This window comes from Bacillus sp. SIMBA_005 (assembly GCF_046535585.1).
GTDB lineage: Bacteria > Bacillota > Bacilli > Bacillales > Bacillaceae > Bacillus > Bacillus pumilus.
In genome coordinates, this window is sequence record NZ_JAWRWI010000663.1 from 1 (window position 1) to 259 (window position 259).

1 protein-coding gene is annotated in these 259 nt (G+C 73.7%); it reads left to right on the top strand.

Annotated features, from left to right (window positions below; genetic code table 11):
- Positions 1-259 (top strand): glycoside hydrolase family 3 protein (locus tag SB660_RS21740; protein WP_410584499.1); only part of this gene is annotated, 259 nt, incomplete at both ends.

Here is a 259-nt window from a genome sequence, read left to right on the forward strand (position 1 = left end):
GTCGGGTGAGGGATCGGACGCACCGAGCCTCGACCTGCCCGGCGACCAGGGCACGCTGGTCGAGGCGGTCCTCGCCACGGGCACACCCGTCGTTCTGCTCGTGTTGTCGGGGCGCCCTTACGCGCTCGGGGCGTACACCGACCGGGCGGCCGCGATCGTGCAGTCGTTCATGCCGGGTATCGAGGGCGCGGGTGCGATCGCCCGCGTGCTGACCGGCGCGGTGAACCCGAGCGGGCACCTGCCGGTGCAGATCCCGGGC